Source organism: Streptomyces sp. NPDC127129, from assembly GCF_042671585.1.
Lineage (GTDB): Bacteria > Actinomycetota > Actinomycetes > Streptomycetales > Streptomycetaceae > Streptomyces.
Map to the genome: position 1 here is coordinate 106266 of NZ_JBHXTV010000019.1, position 18643 is coordinate 124908.

Annotated in this window: 14 protein-coding genes and 1 riboswitch; of the genes, 10 read left to right on the forward strand and 4 right to left on the reverse strand. The window is 71.4% G+C overall.

The features are described from left to right. The first annotated feature begins 117 nt into the window (after nt 1–117). From ACFVGW_RS30715 to ACFVGW_RS30735, 5 genes are all read left to right on the forward strand, one after another. Nucleotides 118–2235: a type IIA DNA topoisomerase subunit B gene (locus ACFVGW_RS30715; RefSeq protein WP_383229369.1), complete on the forward strand. Its 2118-nt coding sequence runs from the start codon at nt 118–120 to the stop codon at nt 2233–2235. Nucleotides 2236–2335: 100 nt separating this feature from the next. After that, nucleotides 2336–3553 (forward strand): sensor histidine kinase, encoded by a 1218-nt coding sequence (locus ACFVGW_RS30720; RefSeq protein ID WP_385854233.1) that lies wholly within the window; start codon nt 2336–2338, stop codon nt 3551–3553. Further along, entirely contained in the window at nt 3550–4290 is a 741-nt protein-coding gene (locus ACFVGW_RS30725; RefSeq protein ID WP_385854234.1) for a response regulator, read from the forward strand. Before ACFVGW_RS30720 ends, ACFVGW_RS30725 begins: the two co-directional genes overlap by 4 nt. Before the next feature lie 98 nt (nt 4291–4388). Beyond that, entirely contained in the window at nt 4389–4901 is a 513-nt protein-coding gene (locus tag ACFVGW_RS30730; protein ID WP_385854235.1) for a DUF485 domain-containing protein, read from the forward strand. Further along, on the forward strand, nt 4898–6496 hold the full coding sequence (locus tag ACFVGW_RS30735; protein WP_385854236.1) for a cation acetate symporter: 1599 nt from the start codon (nt 4898–4900) through the stop codon (nt 6494–6496). Before ACFVGW_RS30730 ends, ACFVGW_RS30735 begins: the two co-directional genes overlap by 4 nt. Before the next feature lie 62 nt (nt 6497–6558). Here ACFVGW_RS30735 and ACFVGW_RS30740 read toward each other — a convergent pair whose 3' ends face one another. Further along, complete coding sequence (locus ACFVGW_RS30740; protein WP_385854237.1) at nt 6559–7242, reverse strand: response regulator; 684 nt, start codon at nt 7240–7242, stop codon at nt 6559–6561. Beyond that, nucleotides 7239–9050, reverse strand: a complete 1812-nt coding sequence (locus ACFVGW_RS30745; protein ID WP_385854238.1) for an ATP-binding protein — start codon at nt 9048–9050, stop codon at nt 7239–7241. The genes ACFVGW_RS30740 and ACFVGW_RS30745 overlap by 4 nt, the downstream gene beginning before the upstream one ends. Before the next feature lie 508 nt (nt 9051–9558). Between ACFVGW_RS30745 and ACFVGW_RS30750 the strand changes: the two genes are divergently transcribed. Continuing rightward, nucleotides 9559–10638, forward strand: a complete 1080-nt coding sequence (locus ACFVGW_RS30750) for a CobW family GTP-binding protein (protein ID WP_385854239.1) — start codon at nt 9559–9561, stop codon at nt 10636–10638. Here ACFVGW_RS30750 and ACFVGW_RS30755 read toward each other — a convergent pair. Beyond that, nucleotides 10635–13091, reverse strand: coding sequence for a DNA topoisomerase (ATP-hydrolyzing) subunit A (locus tag ACFVGW_RS30755; RefSeq protein WP_385854240.1), 2457 nt, complete (start codon nt 13089–13091; stop codon nt 10635–10637). The genes ACFVGW_RS30750 and ACFVGW_RS30755 overlap by 4 nt on opposite strands. 224 nt (nt 13092–13315) lie before the next feature. Here ACFVGW_RS30755 and ACFVGW_RS30760 point away from each other — a divergent pair, with 224 nt between their 5' ends. From ACFVGW_RS30760 to ACFVGW_RS30775, 4 genes are all read left to right on the forward strand, one after another. Beyond that, entirely contained in the window at nt 13316–14677 is a 1362-nt protein-coding gene (locus tag ACFVGW_RS30760; protein ID WP_352187996.1) for a pitrilysin family protein, read from the forward strand. A gap of 26 nt (nt 14678–14703) precedes the next feature. Then, complete coding sequence (locus ACFVGW_RS30765) at nt 14704–16071, forward strand: M16 family metallopeptidase (protein WP_383227869.1); 1368 nt, start codon at nt 14704–14706, stop codon at nt 16069–16071. 213 nt (nt 16072–16284) lie between these two features. Continuing rightward, a riboswitch (cyclic di-AMP (ydaO/yuaA leader) is annotated at nt 16285–16451 on the forward strand. Nucleotides 16452–16463: 12 nt separating this feature from the next. Then, complete coding sequence (locus tag ACFVGW_RS30770) at nt 16464–17249, forward strand: M23 family metallopeptidase (RefSeq protein WP_383227858.1); 786 nt, start codon at nt 16464–16466, stop codon at nt 17247–17249. Between the two features lie 171 nt (nt 17250–17420). After that, entirely contained in the window at nt 17421–18104 is a 684-nt protein-coding gene (locus ACFVGW_RS30775) for a GntR family transcriptional regulator (RefSeq protein ID WP_385854241.1), read from the forward strand. A gap of 253 nt (nt 18105–18357) precedes the next feature. Here the strand turns inward: ACFVGW_RS30775 and ACFVGW_RS30780 are convergent, their stop codons facing one another. Further along, nucleotides 18358–18639 (reverse strand): HPr family phosphocarrier protein, encoded by a 282-nt coding sequence (locus tag ACFVGW_RS30780; protein ID WP_385854242.1) that lies wholly within the window; start codon nt 18637–18639, stop codon nt 18358–18360. Nucleotides 18640–18643: the final 4 nt, after the last annotated feature.

Here is an 18643-nt window from a genome sequence, read left to right on the forward strand (position 1 = left end):
AAATCAGGAGGGTGGCGTGACAACGGCTCTACCAGGCATCGGTACCCTCTGACCGGTGACCGACGCCGGGCCTTACCCCACCGGGCCAGTTTTCAAATTCAGCGAGGAGCGAACCGCGTGACCGCCGAGACGTCCGTGCCGTCCAGTGCGCTGCTGACCGCAGACCGTGACGGTTCCAACTACACCGCGCGGCACCTGCTCGTACTCGAAGGGCTCGAAGCGGTCCGCAAGCGCCCTGGCATGTACATCGGGTCCACCGACAGCCGCGGCCTGATGCACTGCCTCTGGGAGATCATCGACAACTCGGTCGACGAGGCTCTCGGTGGCTACTGCGACCACATCGACGTGATCCTCCACGACGACGGCTCCGTCGAGGTGCGCGACAACGGCCGGGGCATCCCGGTCGACGTCGAGCCCAAGACCGGGCTGTCCGGCGTCGAGGTCGTCATGACCAAGCTGCACGCCGGCGGAAAGTTCGGCGGCGGCTCGTACGCGGCCTCCGGCGGTCTGCACGGTGTGGGCGCCTCCGTGGTGAACGCGCTGTCGGCCAGGCTCGACGTCGAGGTGGACCGGAACAGCTCCACCCACGCGATCAGCTTCCGCCGCGGCGTACCGGGCATCTTCACCGAGCAGGGCCCCGACAGCCCCTTCGACCCGGGCAACGGGCTGCTGAAGGGCAAGCGCGTCCCCAAGACCCGCACCGGTACCCGCGTGCGGTACTGGGCGGACCGCCAGATCTTCCTCAAGGACGCCAAGCTCTCCCTGGACCACCTCCACCAGCGCGCCCGCCAGACCGCCTTCCTGGTGCCCGGCCTGACCATCGTGGTCAGGGACGAGCGGGACCTGGAGGGTGTGGGCAAGAGCGAGGAGACGTTCCGCTTCGACGGCGGCATCAGCGAGTTCTGCGAGTTCCTCGCGCAGGACAAGGGCGTCTGCGACGTGCTGCGCCTGACAGGACAGGGCACCTTCAAGGAGACCGTCCCGGTCCTCGACGACCGCGGGCACATGACCCCCACCGAGGTCACCCGCGAGCTGGGCGTCGACGTGGCCCTGCGCTGGGGGACCGGCTACGACACGACGGTCAGGTCGTTCGTCAACATCATCGCCACCCCCAAGGGCGGCACCCACGTCTCCGGCTTCGAGCAGGCCATCACCAAGACGGTCAACGAGGTCCTGCGCTCCGCCAAGATGCTGCGCGTCGCCGAGGACGACATCGTCAAGGACGACGCCCTGGAGGGCCTCACGGCCGTCGTGACGGTCCGGCTCGCCGAGCCGCAGTTCGAGGGGCAGACCAAGGAGGTGCTCGGCACCTCGGCCGCTCGCCGGATCGTCGCCACCGTGGTCGCCCGCGAGCTGAAGGCCTTCCTGACGTCCACCAAGCGTGACGCCAAGGCCCAGGCCCGCGCCGTCCTGGAGAAGGCCGTCGCGGCCGCCAGGACGCGTATCGCGGCCCGCCAGCACAAGGAGGCGCAGCGCAGGAAGACCGCGCTGGAGTCCTCCTCGCTCCCCGCCAAGCTCGCCGACTGCCGCAGCGACGACGTGGAGCGCAGCGAGCTCTTCATCGTCGAGGGAGACTCCGCGCTCGGCACCGCCAAGCTCGCCCGCAACAGCGAGTTCCAGGCGCTCCTGCCGATCCGGGGCAAGATCCTCAACGTCCAGAAGTCCTCCGTCTCGGACATGCTCAAGAACGCCGAGTGCGGTGCGATCATCCAGGTCATAGGAGCCGGCTCGGGCCGCACCTTCGACATCGACGCCGCCCGCTACGGCAAGATCGTGCTCCTCGTCGACGCCGACGTCGACGGTGCGCACATCCGCTGCCTGCTGCTGACCCTCTTCCAGCGCTACATGCGCCCCATGGTCGAGGCGGGCCGGGTCTTCGCCGCGGTTCCGCCGCTGCACCGCATCGAGCTCGTCCAGCCCAAGAAGGGCCAGGACAAGTACGTCTACACCTACTCGGACAACGAGCTGCGGCAGACCCTGCTCGAGTACCAGCGCAAGGGCGTCCGGTACAAGGACGCCATCCAGCGCTACAAGGGCCTCGGTGAGATGGACGCCGACCAGCTGGCGGAGACGACGATGGATCCGCGCCACCGGACCCTGCGCCGAATCAACATCGGCGACCTGGACTCGGCCGAGCAGATCTTCGACCTGCTCATGGGCAACGACGTGGCGCCCCGCAAGGAGTTCATCACCAGCTCCGCGGCGACGCTCGACCGCTCGCGGATCGACGCCTAGCCGGCTGTCCACCCAGGGGTGGAGTCACCAGGCTCCACCCCTGAGCCGATCACAGCCGCACCGCCCCTCCGTAGCATCGAAGCGACGGAGGGGGACGGACGTGAAAAGCAACAAGTCGACAGCCCGATGGCTCGCATGGCCCGCGCCGGAGGCGCTGACCCGGGTCGGTGTGCCACGCGGCCGCCTTGTTCTCGACGGACTGCTGATCGCCGCGATCAGCGGCGGGATCGTGGTCAGCGCGTATCGCTCGGGCGCCTTCCCCGGCTGGTACGGGGCGCTGCTCCCCCTGGGGCTCGCCCTCGCGGTCGCACTGATCGCGGCCTACCAGCGGGCGACCCTCGCCAACCGGCTCACAGGCTCGCTCGGCCTGCTGGCCGCCGTCGCCGGCCTCGGCCTCGTGGCGCATGTCGCCGGAGCCCACACGGCCGCCACCCTGCTCTGGATCGTCGTCTCCGTGACCGCCATGGAGCGGCTGCCGCTGGTCGTCGCCCTGGCCACCGTGCTCGTCCTCTCCGGGGGATTCGTGGACGCAGACGAGACCGGGGTCCTGGGAGCCGGAGTCACCACCGCCGCCGTACTGCTCACCGGGTACTCCCTGCGCCTGGACGCCGAGGCCCGCAGCGCAGGGTTCCGGCTGCTGGCTCAGGAGCGCGCGGCACGCGACGCCGAGGCGGCCTCCGCGGCCCTGGCCGAGCGGGCCAGGATCGCCCGCGAGATCCACGACGTGCTGGCGCACAGCCTCTCCGCGCAGATGGTCCACCTGGAGGCGGCCAGACTGCAGATAGAGGCCGGCGCGGAGCGGGAGACGGTCCTCGAACGGGTGGTGGCCGCCCGCTGCATGGCCAGGGAAGGGCTCGCCGAGACCCGGCAGGCGCTCTCCGCGCTCCGTGGCGACATGGTGCCGGTGGAGGACTATCTGCGGGAGCTGGCAGTCCAGGACAGGGCCGAGGTCCGGGTGGTCGGCGCTCGTAGACACCTTCCGGCGGAAGCCTCACAGGCTGTACGGCGAGTGGCACAGGAAGCCCTCACCAACGTTCGCAAACATGCACCCGGGGCCAGGACACGGTTGCTGCTCACCTACGAAAAGGGCGAGGTCGCCTTGGAGATACGGGATTCGGGGGCGCCAGTCGCCCCTGACAGGCCCGGGACACCTGGCGGGGTCGGTGTGTCCGGCGCGGCCGACGTGGCGGGGCTCGGTGCATCCGGCTCGGGTTACGGGCTGCTCGGCATGCGGGAGCGCGCCGAACTGCTCGGCGGGACGCTGGACGCGGGACCCGAAGGCAGCGGCTTCGCGGTGCGGCTGCGGGTGCCGGCATGAGCGCCCCCGAGGACCGGTACGGCGACCGCAAGGTCGCGCGGGTGATCGTGGCCGACGACCAGTCCATGGTGAGGGAGGGAATCGTGCTCGTCCTGGGGTTGCTGCCCGGCATCGAGGTCGTCGGGGCCGCCAGGGACGGCGAGGAGGCCGTTGCCCTGACCGCCGAGCTGGCGCCCGATGTGGTGCTGATGGACCTTCGGATGCCGCGCTGCGACGGGGTGGAGGCCACCCGGCGGATTCGCGCCGAGCACCCGGGCACCGAAGTCGTCGTCCTCACCACGTACGCCGACGACGACTCGCTCTTCCCAGCGCTCCGCGCGGGAGCGCGCGGCTACCTCACCAAGGACGCCGGCGGGGAGGAGATCGTACGGGCCGTGCACGATGTGCTCGACGGACGGGCCGGGCTCGCGCCTTCCGTCCAACGGCGCCTCCTGGAACAGCTGATGACCCAGCCCGAGAGAGGACCACGACCTTCCCGCGACGGATCCAGAGGCCCACGGCGGCAGGCGGATCCGCTTCCCGACGGGCTCACGGACCGTGAGGTCGAGGTGCTCGCCCTGGTCGCCGACGGCCTCTCCAACCAGGAGATCGGCGCCCGGTTGAGCATCTCCACCGCCACCGTGAAGACCCACATCAACAATCTCTTCGCCAAGGCGGGGGTGCGGGACAGGGCGCAGGCGGTCCGGTACGCATATCAGCACGGGCTCGTCGCACCACCTGGGAGAACCATCACCTGATGGGGTGAAGTGCGGAGGGAGAAGAGTCCGGGATCTTCCCGCTCTGTCCATCCTTGGGCACGCGGCCGAAACGGTTCGCTGACAAGGAGAGTTCACCGGTGGAGAAGGACGAAGAGCCGGGCGCCCCCGCGGTGCGGATCGACGACCCCTGGTACGACGCGCTCGCCTCCGGCTGGGGCGAGGCTGCCGACACGGAGACGCCCGCCGCCGAGGCAGAGCAGGGTGCGGCGCCAGCCGGGGCCGTACCGCGCCAGCAGGGTCACGGCGCCGCCGCCGACATCTACCTGGAGGTTCAGCGCAGCCCCGCCTTCCAGGAAGTACGCAGTCGCTACCGGCGGTTCGTGATCCCGGCCGCCCTTGCCTTCCTCATCTGGTACCTCGCCTATGTCGTGGCGGCGACGGCGGCACCCGGGCTCATGGCCCGGCCCGTCCTCGGGATGGTGAACGTGGCGATGCTCGCCGGGCTCGGGCAGTTCCTCACCACCTTCCTGCTGACCTGGGCCTACGCCCGGCATGCCCGGCTGCGGCGGGACCGCGCCGCGTTGGAGCTGCGCTGGACGGTGTTCGACGAGACACGGGCACAGGAGATGACACGGGGAGGCCGAGGGTGAACGGTGACCACCAGACACTCGCACTGCTGCTGTTCAGCGCGTTCATCGCGGTGACGCTCGGGATCACCACCTGGGTGAGTCGCAACCGGCGCGGCTCGGCCGAGGAGTTCTACGCGGGCGGCAGGCTCTTCTCGCCACTGGAGAACGGTTTCGCCATCGCCGGCGACTACATGTCCGCCGCCTCCTTCCTCGGCATCTCCGGCGTGATCGCCCTCTTCGGCTACGACGGCATGCTGTACTCCGTCGGATTCCTCGTCGCCTGGCTGGTGGTGCTGCTCCTGGTCGCCGAACTGGTGCGCAATTGCGGCCGGTTCACCCTCGCGGACGTCGTGGCGGCCCGGATGGCCGAACGTCCCGTCCGGATCGCCGCCGGCACCTCCTCCGTCACCGTCTCCGTGCTCTATCTCGTTGCCCAGATGGTCGGCGCCGGGAGTCTGGTCGCCCTGCTCCTCGGGGGCACCAGCGAAGCCGCCCGCTCATGGACCGTGATCGGTGTCGGCGCCCTGATGGTGATTTACGTGTCGCTCGGCGGGATGCGGGCCACCACCTGGATCCAGATCGTCAAGGCCGTCCTGCTGATGGCCGGCACGATCACCCTCACCGTGCTCGTCCTGCTCCGCTTCCACGGGGACTTCAACCAGCTGCTCGCCACGGCCGCCGAACGCAGCGGACACGGACGGGACTTCCTCGCCCCCGGCCTGCGCTACGGCGGGGAGTGGACCTCGCGACTCGACTTCATCAGCCTCGGCGTCGCGCTCGTTCTCGGCACCGCGGGTCTCCCGCACATCCTGTCCCGGTTCTACACGGTGCCGACCGCGCGGGCCGCCCGCCGTTCCGTCGTCTGGGCCATCGGGCTCATCGGCGGCTTCTACCTGATGACGATCGTCCTCGGCTTCGGCGCGGCGGCGATCATCGGCCCCGACGCCGTCCGCGCCTCCAACGCGGCCGGGAACACCGCCGTACCGCTGCTGGCCCTCGATCTGGGCGGGGGAGCGGGCTCGACCGGAGGCACGGTGCTCTTCGCGATCGTCGCCGCCGTCGCCTTCGCGACCATTCTGGCCGTCGTCGCCGGCATCACCCTCGCTTCCTCCGCCTCAGTCGCCCATGATCTGTACGCCTCACTGCGGCGCCGGGGGAGGCGCGCGAAGCCGTACAGCGAGGTGACCGTGGCGCGGCTCGCCGCGGCCGGGATCGGCGTGGCGGCGATCGGACTCGGTCTGCTCGCCCGCGACCTCAACGTGGCGTTCCTGGTCGGCCTCGCCTTCGCGGTCGCCGCGTCGGCCAACCTTCCCGTGCTGCTGTACTCGCTGTTCTGGCGGAACTTCACCACGCGAGGCGCCGTGTGGTCGGTGTACGGGGGGCTCGTCCCGGCGGTGCTGCTCGTCGTGCTCTCGCCCGTCGTCTCCGGGAGCCCCGAGGCGCTCTTCCCGGGGGTCGACTTCCAGGTCTTCCCGCTCCAGAACCCGGGGGTGGTCTCCATCCCGCTCGGCTTCCTGGCCGGGTGGATCGGGACCGTCACCTCCTCGGAGCCGCCGGACGTGGCCAGGCATGCCGAGACCGAGGTCAGGGCGCTGACCGGCGCCGGGGCGGTGTGACCGGTGGTGTGAGCCGGTGGTGTGGAGCGGTGGTGTGAACGGGCGGTACGCACGCGGCGAGGTCAGCCCGTGGACTTCGCCCAGACGTAGCGGTGCTCGGGGCGGCCCGTCTCGCCGTACTTCAGCGAGAGCCGCACCCGGCCGGTCCGTTCGAGCAGCTTGAGATAGCGCTGGGCGGTCTGCCGGCTGACGCCCGCCCGCTCGGCGATCTCCTGCGCCGACAGGGCCCCGGCGGCGGCGAGCAACACCTGGCGCACCAGCTCCGCGGTGGTGGGGGAGTGGCCCTTGGGAAGGCCGGGCTCCACCACGCCCGCCGAGAGGGCGCCGAAGATGCGGTCGACCTCGGCCTGTTCCGCCTCGCCGCCACCGTCGAGGGTGTGGCGCAGCGCCGCGTACGCCTCCAGTTTGGCGCGCAGCCCGGCGAAGGCGAAGGGCTTGACCAGGTACTGCAGTGCGCCGTGGCGCATCGCCGCCTGCACGGTCGCCACGTCGCGCGCGGCGGTCACCATGATCACGTCGGTCTGGTGGCCCAGCCGCCGCAGTTCCCGTACCAGGGCGAGTCCGTTCTCGTCCGGCAGGTAGTGGTCGAGGAGGATCAGGTCGACGGGCACCTCGGCGAGGCGGGCGAGCGCCTCGGCCGTCGAGTGGGCGGTGGCGACGACCTGAAAGCCCGGCACCTTCGTCACGTAGGCCGCGTTGATCTGGGCGACTCGGCGGTCGTCGTCGACGACCAGGACGTCGATCACTGCGGCTCCTTGAGCGTGGAGGCCCCGAGCGGCGACGTGCCGTGTACCGGCTCCATGGGTACGGGCTCCCTTGGTACGGGCGCCCCGAGCGGGGACTCGTCGCGTACGGGCGCCCCGAGCGGGGGCGCCGCCGGCGGGGACGTACCGGCGTCCGGTCGTCCGTCCTGCCGCGTCGACGGCTCCGGCTCGTTCAGCGCCTCGGGGAGGACGACCGCGAACTCGGCGCCACCGTCCGGGCCGGTGGCCACCCGGGCGCTGCCGCCCTGACGTTCGGCGAGCCGGCGGACGAGAGCCAGCCCCAGGCCCCGCTTGCCGTGAGAGGGCAGTTCCTTGGTGGTCCACCCCTCGGTGAAGATGAGTTCGCGCCGGTCGTCCGGGACGCCGGGGCCGCTGTCGGTGACGCGCAGGACGGCGGTGCGGCCCTCGGCCCGCAGGGCGATCTCGACGCGGGCGTCGGCGGTACCCGAGGCGGCGTCCAGGGCGTTGTCGACGAGGTTGCCGACGACCGTGACCAGTTCGCGCGGGTCGACCAGCCGGTCGGGGAGCAGCGAGTCGGCCGAGATCCGCAGGGAGACGCCCCGTTCGGCGGCGACCGTGGCCTTGCCGACCAGGAGCGCGGCGAGCAGCGGATCGTGGATCTTCTCGGTGACCTGCTCGGCGGTGGCGCGGTGGACGCCGACGACCTCGGTGACGAACTCCACCGCCTCGTCATGCATCTCCAGCTCCAGCAGTCCGAGGAGGGTGTGCAACCTGTTGGCGTGCTCATGGTCCTGGGCGCGGAGGGCGTCGATCAGACCACGGGTGGAGTCGAGCTCCCGGCCGAGCCGCTCCAGCTCGGTGCGGTCGCGCAGGGTGGCGACGGCGCCGCCGTCGTCCGTCGGCATCCGGTTGGCGATCAGCACGCGGTGGCCCCGGACGGTCACCAGGTCCTCGCCCGTGACACGGCCGGCCAGCACGTCGGCCGTACGGCCGGAGCCGAGCGCCTCCTCCAGCGGGCTTCCGGTGGCTTCGGGGCCGATGCCGAGGAGGCGCTGGGCCTCGTCGTTCATGAGCCGGATGCGGCCGGCGCGGTCGAGCGCCACGACGCCCTCGCGGATGCCGTGGAGCATGGCCTCGCGTTCGGCGAGGAGTGCGGAGATGTCCGAGAACGCCAGGTCGTGGGTCTGCCGCTGGAGCCTGCGGGAGATCAGGTACGCGGCCAGGGCGCCGGCCGCCAGGGCGCCGCCGGCGTACGCGAGGAGTCCCGGGATCGCTCCGAGGAGCCGGTCGTGGACGCTGTCGTACTCGATGCCGACGGACACGGCGCCGACGATGGTCCCGTCCGCGTCGCGCAGGGGCGCCTTGCCGCGTGCCGAGCGGCCGAGGGTGCCGCTGTCGATCTCCATGACCTCCTGCCCGGAGAGGGCGGCGCTGGGGTCCGTGGAGACGGTCCTGCCGATCTGCGCGGGGTCGGTGTGGGACCAGCGCACGCCTCGGGTGTCCATGACGACCACGTACTCGGCGCCGGTGGCCTGCCGGATGCGCTCGGCCTCGACCTGCACCGGGCCTGTCGCGGAGGGGGCGGACGCGCGCAGGTCGGCGGCGACCTCGGGTGAGGCGGTGGTCTCGGCGATGGCGAGCGCGCGGCGCATGGCCTGGTCGTCGAGCTGGTCGCTGAGCGGTGCGAGGAAGAGGCCGGTGGCCAGCACCGTGACGCCTGCGGCGATGGCCAGCTGCATGAGGAGGACCTGCGCGAAGACCCGCCGCGGCCAGCCGAACCGCCGACGGCGCGGGGTGGGGCGCGCGGGGGTGGTCGGTGCGGGGCTCATGGCAGGAACGGTACGGGGAGGGGGGTGGGGACCGGAAATGTTGCGGGGCGGCGGGGGCGGGTGGGGCACCGTGGGGTGCGGCCGCGGGCCGGTGGGGGTGCGCCCGGCCTCCGGCCGGGCTGGGGGTTCCCACCCGCACCACCCGTGCGACTAGGAGGGCAGAGGTGCGGGTCGCCCTGTGGGCGGTGCGCGCCGTGGGCGGCCGCGGGCAGTCGGGAAAGCGACAGCTCCGCGTCGCGGGTCCGCGCCGACGCCGGTCGGGTCGCGGCGGCTGGGTGCGGGGCGGTATCGGCCGCGGTCGGGGGTGTGACGGGTCTGTGCGTCGGGCGGTATCGGCCGCGGTCGGGGTGTGACGGGTCTGTGCGGCGGTGGTGTCGGTCGCCGGTTGGGAGGGTGACGGTCTGCGCGTCGAGGCGTGTCGGCTGCGGCGGGCGTGCGGTGGTCTGCGTGACCTGGCGGGGGCGGGCTACTCTGGGGGCTTTGTGGGTTGTGGGTCGGAGGGGTTTTCTTGGGCAGGCAGCAGATTCCCGTCGTCGTCCTCTCCGGGTTCCTCGGATCGGGGAAGACCACGCTGCTCAACCATCTCCTGCGCAGCGCCCGGGGGACCCGGATCGGGGTCATGGTCAACGACTTCGGGGACATCGGGATCGACGCCATGACCGTCGCCGGACAGGTCGGCTCCACCGTCTCGCTCGGTAACGGGTGCCTGTGCTGTGCCGTCGACGTGAGCGAGCTGGACGAGTACCTCGACGTCCTCACCCGGCCCGAGATGCGCCTCGACGTGATCGTCATCGAGGCCAGCGGTCTGGCCGAGCCCCAGGAGCTCGTCCGGATGGTGCTGGCCAGCGACAACGAGCGGATCGTGTACGGCGGGCTCGTGCAGGTCGTCGACGCCGCCGAGTTCACGCGGACGCGGGCCCGGCACCCTGAGACGGACCGGCATCTCGCCCTCGCCGACCTGGTCGTCGTCAACAAGGCCGACCGCGTGGCGGAGCGGGAGCTGAACGCCGTCCACGAGGCCGTCACGGGGCTCGCGGGGCCCGCCGCGGTGGTCCGCGCCGCGCACGGCCGCGTCGACCCCGAGCTCCTCTTCGAGCGGGTCGTCCCGGAGGGGGAGATCGAGGGCCAGATGTCGATCGAGGACCTGCTGTACGGCGACCCGGACGACGCGCACGACCACCCGCACGCCTCCTACGAGACCCTTTCCCTGGCCTCCGGCACGGCGCTGCACCCGCGCAGGCTCATGACGTTCCTGGACTCCCGGCCCGAGGGGCTCTACCGCATCAAGGGATGGGTCGACTTCGGCGAGGCCGACCCCGCCAACCGCTACGGCGTGCACGCCGTCGGCAGGTTCCTGCGCTTCTACCCCGAGCCCTGGCCGGCCGGCGAGGAGCGGCTCACCCAGCTCGTCCTCATCGGATCGGGCATCGACGGCGACGCGCTCCGCGAGGAGCTCGACGCCTGCCGCGTGAACGGCCCGCAGGACGCCCCCGACGAGCACAGCATGTGGGGCGTCCTGCGGTACGTACAGGAGATCGGTCAGGAGATCGGTCAGGAGACCGGTCCGGAGACCGGTCTCGCGCTCTAGCTCGCCGGGCCGGCCACCACCGTGACCGGCTTCGGCAGCGGGGTGCCCGAGCCGTCGCGGCGCGGGTCGGCCTCGGGGAGCTCCACCGGCGTGCCGTTCGCCTGCGCGGCGTACGCCGGCGTGGCCCCCGCCCAGGCCAGGATCAGCACGTCCTCGCCCTTCAGGAACCGCTGGCATCGCACGCCGCCGGTCGCACGCCCCTTGCGGGGGTACTGGTCGAACGGCGTCAGCTTCGCCGACGTGGCGGCCGAATCGTCCAGCGTGCCCGTGGAGCCCGCGATCGTGAACACGACCGCGCCCACCGCCGGGTCCACCGCGGTGAACGAGATCACCTCGGCGCCCTCGGCGAGTTTGATGCCCGCCATACCGCCCGCGGGGCGGCCCTGGGGCCGTACCTGCGAGGCCTGGTAGCGGAGCAGCTGGGCGTCGGAGGTGATGAAGACCAGATCCTCCTCGCCCGTCCGCAGCTCGGTCGCGCCGACGATCCGGTCACCCTCCTTGAGGGTGATGACCTCCAGCTCGTCCTTGTTCGCCGGGTAGTCCGGCACGACGCGCTTCACCACGCCCTGGAGCGTGCCGAGCGCCAGTCCCGGCGAGGCCTCGTCGAGCGTGGTCAGGCAGACGACCGACTCGTCGTCCTCCAGGGTGAGGAACTCCGCCAGCGGCGCCCCGCCCGCCAGGTTCGGAGCGGCGGCCGTGTTCGGCAGCTGCGGCAGGTCGATCACCGCGATCCGCAGCAGACGACCGGCGGAGGTCACCGCGCCGACGTCGCCGCGCTGCGTCGCCGGAACCACGGAGACGATCGCGTCGTGCTTGACGCGCTTGCCGTCCGTGGCGGCCGGAATCTCCTCCGTCGCCGTACGGGCCAGCAGCCCCGTCGAGGACAGCAGCACCCGGCAGGGGTCGTCCGCGACCTCCAGGGACGTCGCTGCGATCGGCGCGCCCGCCGACTCCAGCAGGACCGTACGCCGGTCGGTGCCGAACTTCTTCGCCACCGCCGCCAGTTCGCCCGAGACGAGCTTGCGCAGCTCGCTGTCGGAGTCCAGGATCCCGGTCAGCTCGTCGATCTCGCCGTTGAGCCGGTCGCGCTCCGTCTCCAGCTCGATCCGGTCGAACTTGGTGAGCCGGCGCAGCGGGGTGTCCAGGATGTACTGCGTCTGGACCTCGCTCAGCGAGAAGCGCTCGACGAGGCGCTCCTTCGCCTGCGCCGAGTTCTCGCTGGAGCGGATGAGTCGGATGACCTCGTCGATGTCGAGCAGGGCGACGAGCAGACCCTCGACCAGGTGCAGCCGGTCGCGCTTCTTGCCCCGGCGGAACTCGGAGCGCCGGCGCACCACGTCGAAGCGGTGGTCGAGATAGACCTCCAGGAGCTCCTTGAGGCCCAGCGTGAGCGGCTGGCCGTCGACCAGCGCCACGTTGTTGATGCCGAAGGACTCCTCCATCGGCGTCAGCTTGTAGAGCTGCTCCAGCACCGCCTCCGGCACGAAGCCGTTCTTGACCTCGATGACCAGGCGCAGACCGTGGTTGCGGTCGGTGAGGTCCTTGACGTCCGCGATGCCCTGCAGCTTCTTGGAGCCGACCAGGTCCTTGATCTTGGAGATGACCTTCTCGGGGCCGACCGTGAAGGGCAGCTCGGTGACGACGATGCCCTTGCGGCGGGCCGTCACGGTCTCCACCGTCGCCGTGGCGCGGATCTTGAACGTGCCGCGGCCGTTCTCGTACGCGTCCTTGATGCCCGACAGGCCGACGATCCGGCCGCCGGTGGGCAGGTCGGGGCCGGGGACGAAGCGCATGAGCGCCTCGAGGTCCGCGTTCGGGTACCGGATCAGGTGCCGGGCGGCGGCGATGACCTCGCCCAGGTTGTGCGGGGGCATGTTGGTCGCCATACCGACCGCGATGCCGGACGCGCCGTTGACCAGCAGGTTCGGGTACGCGGCGGGGAGCGCGACCGGCTCCCGCTCCTGGCCGTCGTAGTTCGGCGAGAAGTCGACGGTGTCCTCGTCGATCGACTCGGTCATCATGAGCGCCGCGGCGGCCATCTTCGACTCGGTGTACCGCATGGCGGCCGGCGGGTCGTCGTTGCCCAGCGAGCCGAAGTTGCCGTGGCCGTCGACCAGCGGGAGGCGCATGGAGAACGGCTGGGCCATGCGCACCATCGCGTCGTAGATCGACGCGTCGCCGTGCGGGTGCAGCTTGCCCATGACCTCGCCGACGACGCGGGCGCACTTCACATAGCCGCGGTCGGGGCGCAGGCCCATCTCGTTCATCTGGTACACGATCCGGCGCTGGACGGGCTTCATGCCGTCGCGGGCGTCCGGCAGCGCGCGGGAGTAGATCACCGAGTACGCGTACTCGAGGAAGGAGCCCTGCATCTCGTCGACGACGTCGATGTCGAGGATCCTCTCCTCGAACGCGTCGTCCGGCGGCGGTGTCTTCGTGCTGCGGCGGGCCATCGCGGCTGCGGCTCCTTCACCAACAAGGTTGATCTGACGCGGACCATTGTGGACCGTCCCACCGACAACGCCGACCGCGACCCGGGTACGGGCCGTCGTCAGCCGTACGCGACGCCCGTGCGACCCGGAAGAGGGACGCCGGGAACCTGCGGGAACTTCGCCAGGTGTCAGTGCGCTTGCATAGGGTGGCAGGACTTTTCCATATCGCGATCGAAGGGACGTACATGCCCATGGGTCACACGGCCACGGCAGAGGCCGGCTCAGGCGGCCTGACAGCGACCGAGCACCGGCTGGCCAACGGCCTGCGCGTGGTGCTCTCCGAGGACCACCTGACCCCGGTCGCCGCGGTGTGCCTCTGGTACGACGTCGGTTCCCGCCACGAGGTCGCGGGCCGCACCGGCCTCGCCCACCTCTTCGAGCACCTGATGTTCCAGGGTTCGAAGCAGGTCCACGGCAACGGCCACTTCGAGCTGGTGCAGGGCGCGGGCGGTTCGCTCAACGGGACGACGAGCTTCGAGCGCACCAACTACTTCGAGACCATGCCCACGCACCAGCTGGAGCTCGCGCTCTGGCTGGAGGCGGACCGCATGGGCTCGCTGCTCGCCGCCCTGGACGACGAGTCCATGGAGAACCAGCGGGACGTCGTCAAGAACGAGCGCCGCCAGCGGTACGACAACGTGCCCTACGGCACGGCCTTCGAGAAGCTGACCGCGCTGGCCTACCCCGAGGGCCACCCCTACCACCACACGCCGATCGGCTCCATGGCCGACCTGGACGCGGCGACGCTGGAGGACGCGCGGGCCTTCTTCCGCACGTACTACGCGCCGAACAACGCGGTCCTCTCGGTCGTCGGCGACATCGACCCGGCGCAGACCCTGGCCTGGGTCGAGAAGTACTTCGGCTCCATCCCGTCCCACGACGGCAAGCTGCCCCCGCGCGACGGCACGCTGCCCGAGGTCCTCGGGGAGCAGCTGCGCGAGGTCGTCGAGGAGGAGGTCCCGGCCCGCGCGCTGATGGCCGCCTACCGGCTTCCGCACGACGGCACGCGCGAGTGCGACGCCGCCGACCTCGCCCTGACCGTCCTCGGCGGCGGCGAGTCGTCCCGGCTCCACAACCGTCTGGTCCGCCGCGACCGTACGGCCGTGGCCGCCGGCTTCGGTCTCCTCCGCCTGGCCGGCGCGCCCTCGCTCGGCTGGCTGGACGTCAAGACGTCCGGCGGGGTCGAGGTGCCCGAGATCGAGGCCGCCGTCGACGAGGAGCTGGCCCGGTTCGCCGCCGACGGCCCGACGCCCGAGGAGATGGAGCGCGCGCAGGCCCAGTTGGAGCGCGAGTGGCTGGACCGGCTCGGTACGGTCGCGGGCCGCGCCGACGAACTCTGCCGCTACGCGGTCCTGTTCGGCGACCCGCAGCTCGCCCTGACCGCCGTCAACCGGGTCCTCGACGTCACCGCCGAGGAGGTGCGGGCCGTCGCCGCGGCCCGGCTGCGCCCGGACAACCGCGCGGTGCTGGTCTATGAGCCGGTCGGCACCGAACAGAACGACGCCGAGACGGCCGACAGCGACGAGGAAGAGGGAGCGGACCAGTGACCGACGCTGCCGCGTCTTTGACGAGCATGACGTTCCACCCGCAGCCGGAGCCGGGCACCGCCAGGCCCTGGGCCTTCCCGGCCCCGGACCGCGGAGCGCTGGACAACGGCCTGACGGTGCTGCGCTGCCACCGCCCCGGCCAGCAGGTCGTCGCCGTCGAGATCTTCCTCGACGCGCCGCTGGAGGCCGAGCCCGCGGGTCTCGACGGTGTCGCCACGATCATGGCCCGCGCGCTCTCCGAGGGCACGGACCAGCACACCGCCGAGGAGTTCGCGGCCGAGCTGGAGCGCTGCGGCGCCACGCTCGACGCGCACGCCGACCACCCGGGTGTACGGGTCTCCCTGGAGGTCCCCGTCTCCCGGCTGCCCAAGGCGCTCGGGCTGCTCTCCGAGGCCCTGATCGCCCCGGCGTTCCTCGAGACCGAGGTCGAGCGCCTGGTGCGCAACCGGCTCGACGAGATCCCGCACGAGGCGGCCAACCCGGCCCGCCGGGCGGCCAAGCAGCTCTCCAAGGAGCTCTTCCCGGCCGACTCGCGGATGTCCCGGCCGCGCCAGGGCACCGAGGAGACCGTGGAGGCGATCGACGCCGCCGCCGTCCGCGCGTTCTTCGACGCGCACATGCGTCCCTCCACGGCCACGGCCGTGGTCGTCGGCGACCTGACCGACGTGGACCTGGACAAGGTGCTCGCCGAGACCCTCGGCGCCTGGACGGGGAACACCGCCGAGCCCCGCCCGGTCCCGCCGATCACGGCCGACGACACCGGCCGCGTGGTCATCGTCGACCGCCCGGGTGCCGTCCAGACCCAGCTGCTGATCGGCCGTGTCGGCGCCGACCGGCACGACCGCGTCTGGCCGGCCCAGGTCCTCGGCACGTACTGCCTCGGTGGCACGCTCACCTCCCGCCTGGACCGTGTCCTGCGCGAGGAGAAGGGCTACACCTACGGTGTCCGTGCCTTCGGCCAGGTGCTGCGCTCCGACGGCGAGGGCAACGGCGCCTCGATGCTCGCCATCAGCGGCTCCGTCGACACCCCCAACACCGGCCCGGCACTTGACGACCTGTGGAAGGTGCTGCGCACCCTCGCCGCGGAAGGCCTGACGGACGCCGAGCGTGATGTGGCCGTGCAGAACCTGGTGGGCGTGGCGCCGCTCAAGTACGAGACCGCCGCCTCGGTCGCCGGGACCCTCGCCGACCAGGTCGAGCAGCACCTTCCGGACGATTTCCAGGCGCAGTTGTACGCGCGCCTCGCCGAGACCGGCACGGTGGAGGCGACGGCCGCGGTCGTCAACGCCTTCCCCGTGGACCGTCTCGTCACGGTGCTCGTGGGTGACGCCTCGGAGATCGAGGAGCCGGTGCGCGCCCTCGGTATCGGGGAAGTGACCGTCGTCACCGGCTGATTGAGCCGTCGCGCCGCCGCGTCCGGCGGCAGAGGAGGACCCCGACGTCACGGTACGTCGGGGTCCTCCTCTTTGTCCGTATTGCAGCAGAGGGTGGGCGTATGCCCTGTGGCATGTCTTACAAACGGCCGTGTCTGTTTGGTTATTGAAAGATGGTCCGCATACCGTCAATCCGGCTGTTCGCCAGTTGCACTCCGCCGCACCCGCGGCATCGGACAGTCATCGCCGAGTCCCCGTCAGGCGTGAGCCTGGGGAGCCGGGGACCCACACGAAGTCCCTGGGGTGAATCGGACGCCTTCGCATCCCTGCGGAGGGGCCCGTAGGAGACCTTCCTGCTCCGAACCCGTCAGCTAACCCGGTAGGCGAGAAGGAAGGAAAGGAACAGCCCCTACATGGCGTTCACCCGTGCCACCGGGAAGCACCGTGGTCCGAGCCGTCTGTCGCGCCGCAGCGCCGGCATCGCCGGCGTCGCGACCCTCGCCACGACCGGCGTCATCGGAACCCTCGCCTCCCCGGCATTCGCCGTCGACGCGGACGCTGCCCCCTCCGTCGAGGACACCGGGCTGACCCAGATCATCGCCGCCGACTCGCTCGCCGCCACCGTCGACGCCCAGGCCGCCGCCCAGGAGCGCGAGGCCGCCGAGGCCGAGGCGAAGCGCAAGGCGGAGGCCCGCGCCAAGGCCGAGGCCAAGCGCAAGGCGGAGGCCCGCGCCAAGGAGATCCGCGAGGCCAGGGAGCGCGCCGCCCGTGAGGCCGAGCGCAAGCGCCTGAACTCCTTCCAGCTCCCCGTGGCCGGCTCGTACGTCAGCACCGGCTACAAGACCGGCGGTGCGCTCTGGTCCTCGGGCAGCCACTCCGGTGTCGACTTCCACGCCGCCTCCGGCACCAAGGTCGTCTCCGTCGGCTCCGGCACCGTCGTCGAGGCCGGCTGGGGCGGTGCGTACGGCAACAACGTCGTCATCCGGATGAACGACGGCACGTACACCCAGTACGGTCACCTCTCCGCCATCAGTGTCGGGGTCGGCCAGTCCGTCACCCCGGGCCAGCAGATAGGCATCTCGGGCTCGACCGGCAACTCCACGGGTCCGCACCTCCACTTCGAGGCCCGCACCACCGCCGAGTACGGCTCCGACATCAACCCGATCGCGTACCTCCGTGCGCGCGGTGTGAACGTCTGACCGTTCGAGGTCTTTCCCGGCTTCTCAGAAAAGCCCCGGCTCGTACCGAGCCGGGGCTTTTCGCTGACCAAAAACATATCCATGGTTCCTGCGGAGCCGTCGGAAACAATGCCCTGCTGCAATAGAGTCGCCGGAGAACCGGTTTCGCGCGGATCAAGGCGGAGGTCGAACATGCGCATTCCCGCGCACTCTGTATGCACGGCGATCCGGGACGACATCGTCACCGGGGTCTTCGAGCGCGGCAGCCGGCTGACCGAGGAGCAGCTCGCCCGCCGGTACGGAGTCTCCCGCGTCCCCGTCCGCGAGGCGCTGCGCACCCTGGAGTCAGAGGGCTTCGTGATCACCCGCCGCCACGCGGGAGCCCAGGTCGCCGAGCCCACCGAGCAGGAGGCGGCGGACCTGCTGGACGTACGGTCCCTGCTGGAGCCGCTGGGGGCCGCGCGCGCCGCGCAGCGCCGCACCGAGGCGCACCTCAAGGTGCTGCGGGGCCTGGTCAGGCTGGGGCAGGAGCGGGCCAGGCAGGGCCAGGCGGAGGACCTGCGGCCGCTCGGCGGCTGGTTCCACGAGACGCTGGCCCAGGCCTCGGGCAGCCCGGCGCTCACCGCCCTGCTCATCCAGCTGCGGCACAAGATCGACTGGATGTACGCGATCGAGCTCCCGTCCCAGCCGGCCGAGGCCTGGGCCGAGCACGGGGCGATCGTGGACGCGGTGGCGCGCGGCGACGCCGAGCGGGCCCGCGCGCTGACCGCGACGCACGCCGAGCGGTCCCTGGTGCTGCACCGCCTGAAGCGCCCGGAGCACGGGCGCGTGAGGGTTCCGCAACATGTCGTCAACACCGCGAGCGTCCGGAATTAACGAGCGGGCCGTATACAAGGAGCAGTAAATTTCGCGGGTCGGCTCCGTCCTTTCTGGAACGGTGCCAGCCTGGAACGGGTGCCTGCCTGAAATGGTGCCTGCCCGGAATGGCGCTCGGAAATGTGCTGTGCACGACGCACCGTGCACAATTCGCTGTCCGTGATGCGCCGCAGGGAATGTGCCCGCGGAATCGGGGGGACGAAAAAGCCGCGCCGCCGGTGTTCCGGCGTGCGCGGCTTCTTCGGAGTCCGGGTCAGACGGTCTCGGGAAGCTCCTCGAGTCCCTCGGCAACCAGCTTCGCCAGGCGGTCGAGCGCGACCTCGGCGCCGTCGGCGTCCGAAGCGAGAACGATCTCCTCGCCGCCCTGCGCGCCCAGACCGAGCACCGCGAGCATCGACGCGGCGTTGACCGGGTTGCCCTCGGCCTTGGCGATCGTCACGGGGACGCCGGAGGCCGTGGCGGCACGGACGAAGATGGAGGCGGGGCGGGCGTGCAGGCCCTCGGCCCAGCCGACGTTGACGCGGCGCTCAGCCATGGTG

Bases quoted from the DNA above. Each gene is read 5' to 3' on its own strand.
- ACFVGW_RS30725 (WP_385854234.1), top strand. From the start codon at position 3,550: ATGAGCGCCCCCGAGGACCGGTACGGCGACCGCAAGGTCGCGCGGGTG.
- ACFVGW_RS30745 (WP_385854238.1), bottom strand. From the start codon at position 9,050: ATGAGCCCCGCACCGACCACCCCCGCGCGCCCCACCCCGCGCCGTCGG.
- ACFVGW_RS30755 (WP_385854240.1), bottom strand. From the start codon at position 13,091: ATGGCCCGCCGCAGCACGAAGACACCGCCGCCGGACGACGCGTTCGAG.
- ACFVGW_RS30760 (WP_352187996.1), top strand. From the start codon at position 13,316: ATGCCCATGGGTCACACGGCCACGGCAGAGGCCGGCTCAGGCGGCCTG.
- ACFVGW_RS30765 (WP_383227869.1), top strand. From the start codon at position 14,704: ATGACGTTCCACCCGCAGCCGGAGCCGGGCACCGCCAGGCCCTGGGCC.
- ACFVGW_RS30770 (WP_383227858.1), top strand. From the start codon at position 16,464: ATGGCGTTCACCCGTGCCACCGGGAAGCACCGTGGTCCGAGCCGTCTG.
- ACFVGW_RS30775 (WP_385854241.1), top strand. From the start codon at position 17,421: ATGCGCATTCCCGCGCACTCTGTATGCACGGCGATCCGGGACGACATC.
- ACFVGW_RS30780 (WP_385854242.1), bottom strand. From the start codon at position 18,639: ATGGCTGAGCGCCGCGTCAACGTCGGCTGGGCCGAGGGCCTGCACGCC.